Origin of the sequence: Streptomyces sp. 796.1, from assembly GCF_047525675.1 — a bacterium.
Taxonomy (GTDB): domain Bacteria; phylum Actinomycetota; class Actinomycetes; order Streptomycetales; family Streptomycetaceae; genus Streptomyces.
The window spans coordinates 197,307-205,002 of record NZ_JBLIWA010000004.1 but is presented as its reverse complement, the minus strand read 5'-3'; the positions used below and the strand labels follow the sequence as shown (position 1 = coordinate 205,002).

The 7,696-nt window shown below is 74.9% G+C and carries 7 protein-coding genes and 1 pseudogene; 6 read left to right on the top strand and 2 right to left on the bottom strand.

Annotation, left to right across the window (positions count from 1 at the left end; genetic code table 11):
* The 5 genes and pseudogenes from ACMA1D_RS05170 to moeZ form a co-directional block, all read left to right on the top strand.
* A pseudogene (locus tag ACMA1D_RS05170) lies at window positions 1-502 on the top strand (hypothetical protein); the annotation flags it as partial.
* Between the two features lie 111 nt (window positions 503-613).
* Complete coding sequence (locus tag ACMA1D_RS05165; RefSeq protein ID WP_414722654.1) at window positions 614-751, top strand: hypothetical protein; 138 nt, start codon at window positions 614-616, stop codon at window positions 749-751.
* Entirely contained in the window at window positions 751-1,746 is a 996-nt protein-coding gene (locus ACMA1D_RS05160; protein ID WP_414722653.1) for an NAD-dependent epimerase/dehydratase family protein, read from the top strand. Before ACMA1D_RS05165 ends, ACMA1D_RS05160 begins: the two co-directional genes overlap by 1 nt.
* Window positions 1,734-2,483 carry a spherulation-specific family 4 protein gene (locus ACMA1D_RS05155; RefSeq protein ID WP_414722652.1) on the top strand — a complete coding sequence of 250 codons (750 nt, stop codon included), beginning with the start codon at window positions 1,734-1,736 and terminating at the stop codon, window positions 2,481-2,483. Before ACMA1D_RS05160 ends, ACMA1D_RS05155 begins: the two co-directional genes overlap by 13 nt.
* A 60-nt stretch (window positions 2,484-2,543) precedes the next feature.
* On the top strand, window positions 2,544-3,722 hold the full coding sequence (gene moeZ / locus ACMA1D_RS05150; RefSeq protein WP_414722651.1) for an adenylyltransferase/sulfurtransferase MoeZ: 1,179 nt from the start codon (window positions 2,544-2,546) through the stop codon (window positions 3,720-3,722).
* A 180-nt stretch (window positions 3,723-3,902) separates the two neighbouring features.
* Here moeZ and ACMA1D_RS05145 read toward each other — a convergent pair whose 3' ends face one another.
* Together ACMA1D_RS05145 and ACMA1D_RS05140 are read right to left on the bottom strand one after the other, a co-directional pair.
* On the bottom strand, window positions 3,903-5,510 hold the full coding sequence (locus ACMA1D_RS05145) for an alpha/beta hydrolase (protein WP_414722650.1): 1,608 nt from the start codon (window positions 5,508-5,510) through the stop codon (window positions 3,903-3,905).
* Between the two features lie 552 nt (window positions 5,511-6,062).
* Complete coding sequence (locus tag ACMA1D_RS05140) at window positions 6,063-6,623, bottom strand: TetR/AcrR family transcriptional regulator (protein WP_414722649.1); 561 nt, start codon at window positions 6,621-6,623, stop codon at window positions 6,063-6,065.
* Between the two features lie 110 nt (window positions 6,624-6,733).
* Here ACMA1D_RS05140 and ACMA1D_RS05135 point away from each other — a divergent pair, with 110 nt between their 5' ends.
* Window positions 6,734-7,642 (top strand): NmrA family NAD(P)-binding protein, encoded by a 909-nt coding sequence (locus tag ACMA1D_RS05135; RefSeq protein WP_414722648.1) that lies wholly within the window; start codon window positions 6,734-6,736, stop codon window positions 7,640-7,642.
* Window positions 7,643-7,696 lie beyond the last annotated feature (54 nt).

Here is a 7,696-nt window from a genome sequence, read left to right as displayed (position 1 = left end):
GCCCGGCTGCGGGGCGCCGGCCCGCCCCGTCGAACACCTGATGACGGCCGCGGGGCCGGCCGCGGTCCCCGCACTGGCCGCCGCGACCGCGACCCTCGCACTCGGCGGGTACGCGCTCGCCGCGCTCGGCCGCGCCCGACCGCACCCCATCGGCGCCGCGCGCCCGGCGGCGCACGCCCCCTGCCTGACCGACACTGGACCGCTCGGCCGCGACCTGCTCGCCGCGACCGGCACCCGCACCGGGCGCCGCGCCACGGCAGGCTCCCGCACGGGCCGCCGCGCGGACGCCCACCCCTACGACCGCGGTGGCCGCCAGGAGAGCGCGGCGGCCACCCCCCACCCAGGCGCCCGCCACCCCCTCGTGCGGGACGCCGCGTACACGCGGAGGGCGACGGACGGCGAGCGCCGTTCCGCCGCGGTTCCGCGGGGAACCGGTGCCCGCAGCACAGCACCGTGCGACGGCCGGCCACGGCGATCCCGCGGCCCCGCCGTCTCCCCGTAGACCCCGCCCACCCCAGCCCGGGCGCCGTGCCTCCCGGCGCCCGACCCACGACCTCCGCCGCCCACCACCGGGCCAGCCCGGCCGGCGCAACCCTCACAAGGAGCAAGCGAGATGACCAACCACTCCGTCGACCGCCCCATCGGCCCGGTGGCCGAAGCGCGCGGGGCCACCCGGCGGGGCGCGGGGGACCGCGCCCACGCCGCCGGCCCCGCGCGGACCAGCGGCCCTGCGGAACGGGGGCGCGGCTGATGCGCGTACTGCTGCTCGGCTCAGGCGGCTACATCGGGCGCTACGTCGCCGACCACCTGCTCGCCGACCCCGCGGTCCAGCTCACCGAACTCGGCCGGGGCGACACCGCCGACGTCCGCTTCGACCTGTCCACCGGCAGCCCGGGAGCGCTGACCAGGTTCCTGGACGCCGTCCACCCCGGCGTCGTCATCAACTGCGCGGGCACCACCCGCGGCGGCGCCAGGGAGCTCACCCGGCACAACACCGTCGCCGTCGCCACCGTCTGCGAGTCGCTGCGCCGCAGCGGCTGCGGCGCCCGGCTGGTGCAACTCGGCTGCTCCGCCGAGTACGGGCCGTCCCAGCCGGGCTCCTCCACCGCCGAGGACGCCATCCCGCGCCCCGGCGGCCCGTACGGCGTGAGCAAGCTGGCCGCCACCGAATTGGTGCTCGGCTCCGGGCTCGACGCCATCGTGCTGCGCGTCTTCTCGCCGGTCGGCCCCGGCACCCCGCCCGGCTCGCCGCTGGGCCGGCTCGCCGACACCATGCGGCGCGCGATGCAGGCCGGCGACCACGAACTGCGCTTCCCCGGGCTCGGCGCGCAGCGCGACTTCGTCGACGTGCGCGACGTGGCCCGCGCCGTGCACGCAGCCTCGCTCTCCGCCGCGCAGGGCGTGGTGAACATCGGCACCGGGCGCGCCGTACGGATGCGGGACGCCGCCGGCGTACTCGCCAGGGTGGCCGGCTTCGGGGGCGCGCTGCACGACGTCGAGGGCCACCCGCTGCGCACCGTCCCGCACCCCTCGGGCCCCTCCGGCCTCCACTCCGCCGGGCACGGCCGGGGCGAACACGGCCCCGAGACGCCGGCCGGCGCCGTCGGCTACGCCTACCCGGACGGCTGCGGGAGCTGGCAGCAGGCCGACGTGCGCACCGCCCGCGACCGGCTGGGCTGGCGGACCAGGATCGGCCTCGAAGAGTCGCTGGCCGACATCTGGATGGAGGCGGCATGCCGTATCTGACCTCCACCGGCACCCGGCGCCCCGGGGCGGTGGGGTGGCGGCTCGGCTTCGGGGTGCCCGGCTGCGCGCACCCGCTCGTCGCCCCCGCCGAATGGGCCGAACTCGCCCGGCCCCGCACCCCGCTGCACTGGGCGGTGCTCAACGTGGCGCGCGGCCCAGGCAGTCGCCCCGACCCGCACTGCCTGGGCGCCGCCGCCCGGCTGCACGAGGCGCGCGCCCGCGTCCTCGGCCACCTCGACCTGCGGTTCGGCACCCGCCCGTTCGGCGAGCTGATCTCCGACGCGCACCGCTTCCTTGAGTGGTACCAGGTCAACGGGTTCTACCTGGACCGCTGCCCCACCGAGCGGCCGGGGCTGGCCGAGGTGCGCCGGCTGGCGACCACGCTGCGCGCCCTGTGCGCACCGGTGTACGTGGTGTTCGGGCACGGCACCCACCCGTACCCGGACTACGTGCAGGACGCCGACCAACTGGTGACCTTCTGCGGACAGTGGGCCGACTACCGCTGGTCGCAGGCGGCGCCGTGGACGGCCGACTACCCGCCGGAGCGGTTCTGCCACCTGGTGCACGGAGTGCCCCGCACCCACCTGGACGAGGCGCTGCGCATCGCCCGCTGGCAGGGTGCAGGGACCATCTACTTCACCGATCGGCAAGGCCATGGCCAAAGCGACGCATGGGAGACACTGCCCGGTTACTGGGACGAAATCGTCTCGCGCATCGGACCTGGTGTCACGGAATGAGACGCCGCGTGGCAGTGTTACCAGGAGAACAACGCTGCTCCCTTCCCTTACGGAGTCCCCGTGTCGCTGCCACCCCTGGTCGAGCCGGCTGCCGAGCTCACCGTCGACGAGGTCCGCAGGTACTCGCGTCACCTGATCATTCCCGACGTGGGAATGGACGGGCAGAAGCGACTGAAGAACGCCAAGGTGCTCTGTGTGGGCGCGGGCGGCCTCGGCTCGCCCGCGCTGATGTATCTGGCCGCCGCCGGTGTCGGCACGCTCGGCATCGTGGAGTTCGACGAGGTCGACGAGTCGAACCTGCAACGCCAGATCATCCACAGCCAGGCCGACATCGGCCGCCCGAAGGCCGAGTCCGCCCGTGACTCGGTCCTCGGCATCAACCCGTACGTCAACGTCGTCCTGCACGAGGGCCGCCTTGAGGCGGACAACGTGATGGAGATCTTCTCCCAGTACGACCTGATCGTGGACGGCACGGACAACTTCGCCACCCGGTACCTGGTCAACGACGCGTGCGTGCTGCTCAACAAGCCGTACGTGTGGGGCTCGATCTACCGCTTCGACGGCCAGGCGTCGGTGTTCTGGAGCGAGCACGGCCCGTGCTACCGCTGCCTGTACCCGGAGCCCCCGCCGCCGGGCATGGTGCCCTCCTGCGCCGAGGGCGGCGTCCTCGGCGTGCTGTGCGCCTCCATCGGCTCGATCCAGGTCAACGAGGCCATCAAGCTGCTCGCCGGCATCGGCGAGCCGCTGGTCGGCCGGCTGATGATCTACGACGCCCTGGAGATGGCGTACCGCCAGGTCAAGGTCCGCAAGGACCCCGACTGCGCGGTGTGCGGTCCCAACGCCACGGTCACCGAGCTGATCGACTACGAGGCGTTCTGCGGCGTGGTGTCGGAGGAGGCGCAGGAGGCGGCGGCCGGCTCTACGATCACGCCCAAGCAGCTCAAGCAGTGGATCGACGACGGTGAGGGCATCGACATCATCGACGTCCGCGAGCCCAACGAGTACGAGATCGTCTCCATCCCCGGCGCGCGGCTGATCCCGAAGAACGAGTTCCTGATGGGCACCGCCCTCCAGGACCTCCCACAGGACAAGAAGATCGTCTTGCACTGCAAGACGGGCGTCAGGTCGGCCGAGGTGCTCGCCGTCCTCAAGTCGGCGGGCTTCGCCGACGCCGTGCACGTGGGCGGCGGCGTGATCGGCTGGGTCAACCAGATCGAGCCGGAGAAGCCGATCTACTGATCCGGCGGGGCCGCAGGGGTCACCGGGTCTGCTGACCCGGCCGGCCCGTCGGCGGCGCCGTGGAGCGGCGGGACCTGCTCCACCCGAGCACGGAGCAACAAGGGGCCGGGGCCATCCCTCACGGGTGGCCCCGGCCCCTTGTGCGTGCCGGGTGCCCGGTGCGTCCGGGTGACCGGGCCGTCAGCCGCAGGTGGTGCCGTTCGCCGGCACCACGCCCTTCAGCAGGTAGTCGTTGACGTTGCGGGTCACGCAGTCGTTGCCGCTGCCGTACGCGCCGTGCCCCTCGCCCCGGTAGGTGAGTTCGACGCCGACGCCCTTGCCGAGTTGGCGGGCCATCGCGCGTGCGCCCGCGTACGGGGTGGCCGGGTCGCCGGTGGTGCCGATCACCAGGATCGGGGGCGCGCCGGGCGCGCTCACCCGCGGGTGGTCGTGCAGCCCGGGCACCGGCCAGTCGGTGCAGGAGAGCAGCGACCAGGCCAGGGACTCACCGAAGATCGGCGATGCGGCGCGGAAGGCCGGCAGTTCGGCCTTGACCTGCTCCGGCGTGAAGCGCTGCCGGACGTCACGGCAGGAGATGGCGGCGTTGGCGGCCTGGATGTTGCTGTAGCGGCCCTTCTCGTCGCGGCCGGCCTGGGAGTCGGCGAGCAGGAGGAGCACCGAACCCTGCCCCGCCTCGATCGCCTCCTGTAGGCCGTACGAGAGGTACTCCCACCCCTCCTTGTCGTACAGCGAGGCGATGATGCCGCCGAGCGCCTGGCCCGCGGTCAGTTCGCGGTCGCCGTCCTCGGTCGGCAGCGGCTGCGTCTCCAGGTCCTTCAGGAGTGCCTGGATGCGCTGCCGGCCCTCGGCCGGGTCCGCGCCCACCGGGCAGTCCGCGCCCTGCGTGCAGTCCTTGAGGTAGTTGTCCAGGGCGAGTTGGAACCCCCTGGCCTGGGCGAGTGCGCTCGCCTTGAGGTCGGTGTTCGGGTCGACGACCGCGTCGAACACGGCCCGGCCGACCTTGTTCGGGAACAGGCCGGCGTAGGTGCCGCCGAGTTCGGTCCCATACGAGAAGCCGACGTAGTGCAGCTTCTCGTCGCCGAGCACCGTGCGCATCAGGTCCAGGTCGCGGGCGGCGCTGACGGTGTCCACGTGGGGCAGCACCTTGCCGGAGGTGCGCTGGCAGGCCGCGGCGAACTTGCGGGCGTCCGCGAGGCCGGCCTGCAACTCCTGTTCGTCGTCGGGCGTGCCGTCGACGGTGGCGGACGCGTCCCGCTCCTGGTCGGTGAGGCAGGTGATGCCGGCGCTCTCGCCGACCCCGCGCGGGTCGAAGCTGACCAGGTCGTACCGGGTGCCGAGCTCTTCGTAGTCCTCGGCGAAGGACGGCAGGGTGGCGACGCCCGAGCCGCCGGGGCCGCCGAAGTTGAAGACCAGCGAGCCGATGCGCTGGTCGGCGTCGGTGGCCGGCTTGCGGATGAGCGCCAGGTCGATGGCCTCGCCCTGTGGCTTCGCGTAGTCCAGTGGGGCCTTGAGCGTGCCGCACTGCCAGGCGTCGCCCGGCTTGTCGCCGCCCCCCTGGAGCGTGCTCGGCGCCTCGCACGCGCCCCACTTGACCTGCTGGTTGGTGAGCGCCCTCGGGAGCCCGGGGTCGGCCCCCGCGGGTGAGGCGGTGGCCGAGTGGGTCTCGCGGATGCCGGAGGGGCCATCGGCCTTGCCGTCGTCCCCACCCCCGCAGCCGGCCACCGTGGCCCCGACCGCGACCATCAGGGCGGCCGATGCCAGGGCCGTGCTCCGTATGTGACGTGACATGGCAAGTGATCCTAGGGCGCGGGGCCGGCCGCCGCGCAGGGGCCGGCCACCGGGTCCGGGCCGGCTGCCGGGTCCGGGCCGGGGCGGCGTCCGCTCCGCGCGCACCGTCCGCATCGCGCACCTCCTGCGCATCGGCCCTATCGGCCACCGCCTACGCGCCCGGCGTCCGGCCCGCGCCGGGTGGCCGGGGCCAGGGCTCGGGGCTGCGGTCGGGTGGGAGCGCCCGGGGCATGGTCGTCCGCTCGGTTGCGCGGCCCCGGTACGGGGGCACCTGTCTGCCATCGTCGGCACTGCCGCAGCCCCCTGCCCGCGCAGCGCGCCGGACGGGTGAGGGGCGGTGGCCGGGGCCGAGCCCCGTGCGGCTTCCGGCTCGTACGAACTGGTTCCGCACGGCCCGGCCCCGCGCGGGCAGCGCTCGCTCCGTACGACCTGATCCCGTACGACCCACGGCGCCCAGGCCCCGCCGGCAGCGCGCCGTACGGCCAGGCCCCCGCGGCCAGCGCCCCGTACGACTGCCCCGCGCGGGCAGCACCCCGCGCCCCGCACGCCGATTCAGCGCGGTGGGATGACGCCGCGCACCGTCAGGTCGAGCAGGCGGCTGGCCTCGGCGGTCGGGTCCTGGTGGCGTTCGGTGGCCAGGGCGATGCCGGTGACGAGGGTGAGCAGGTCGGTCGCGGTGACGCCGGGGGCCAGCGCGCCGGCCTGGGCTGCGCGCCGCACCAGTGGTTCGGCCGCCGCCCCGAGCTTGGCCGAGCAGTCCTGTACCTGTTCCGGGTCGGTCAGCCCGTCCTGCACCAGCGCGTCGGCCATGCCGCGGGCTGATGCGGCGTACGCGGTGAGCGCGTGCAGCCACTCCAGGAGCGCCTGCCGGGCGTCGGGCGCGTCGGCCAGTGCGGCGGCGCGGGCGCACAGCACCGCGATCCGTTCGCCGAACACGGCGGCCAGCAGCGCGCGCCGGCCGGGGAAGTGCCGGCGCACGGTGGCCGAGCCGACCCCGGCGGTGCGGGCGATCTGCTCCAAGGACGCGTCGGCGCCGTGCGCGGCGACCTCGGCTTCGGCCACGGCGAGGATGCGCGCGTAGTTGCGCCGGGCGTCGGCCCGTTGCCCGGTCATGGGCGGTCACCTCCGAGGATTGCTAAATGGCGGGGCCCTCCGTATCGTACCGGGCAGATAAATGGCGGGCCCCGCCATTTCTTCCCTGCCGTCATCTTCCGAGGAGTGTCATGGCCATCGAGCCCACCCCCGTCCTGGTCACCGGCGCCACCGGGCAGCAGGGCGGCGCCACCGCCCGGGCCCTGCTGGCCGCCGGCGTGCCCGTCCGGGCGCTGGTCCGCGACCCCGAGACCGACCGGGCCCGGGCGCTCGCGGCGCGCGGCGTCGAACTCGCCGTCGGCGACCTCGACGACCCGGCATCGCTGACCCGCGCCGCCGCGGGCGCCCGCGCCGTCTTCTCGGTGCAGATGCCCGACCTGGCCGGGCGCGGCTTCGACGGCGAGGTCGCCCAGGCCGGCAACCTGATCGAGGCGGCGCGGGCCGCGGGGGTGCCGCAGTTCGTGCACACCTCCGTCTCCGGCGCCGGCCAGCACACGGCGTGGGTGACGGGGCGCTGGGCCTGGCTCGACGCGTACTACGCGGCCAAGGCCGGCATCCAGGACCGGGTGCGGGCGGCGGGCTTCGCGCACTGGACGCTCATCAAGCCCGGCTTCTTCATGGAGAACCTGCTGCCGGAGGCGGGGATCGTCTTCCCGCGCGGGGTCGCCGGCGGCCTGGTGACCTTGTTGCGGCCGGAGACCGAACTGGCGCTGGTCGCGGTCGCCGACATCGGCGCGGCAGCCGCCGCCGCCGTGGCCGACCCGCAGCGGTTCTCCGGGGTGGAGCTGGAGTTGGCGAGCGACCTGCGCACCGTGGCGGAGGTCACCGCGGTCCTCGCCGAGCGGCTGGGCGTCCCGCTGACGGCGCCCGAGTTCACCGAAGAGGAGGCGCGCGCCGCCGGAATGCCGGAGTCCGGCTTCGGGCAGTCACACCTCAACGAGCACCCGCAGCCGGCCCGCCCCGAGTTCGCCCGCGCCCTGGGGCTGACCCCGACCCCGTTCGCGGAGTGGGCGCGCGCACACCTGCACCCGGCCGGCTGACCGGCGACGTCCCCGGCGCGGCGCGCCCCGTGCGCCACGGCTGCGCGCGCCCCG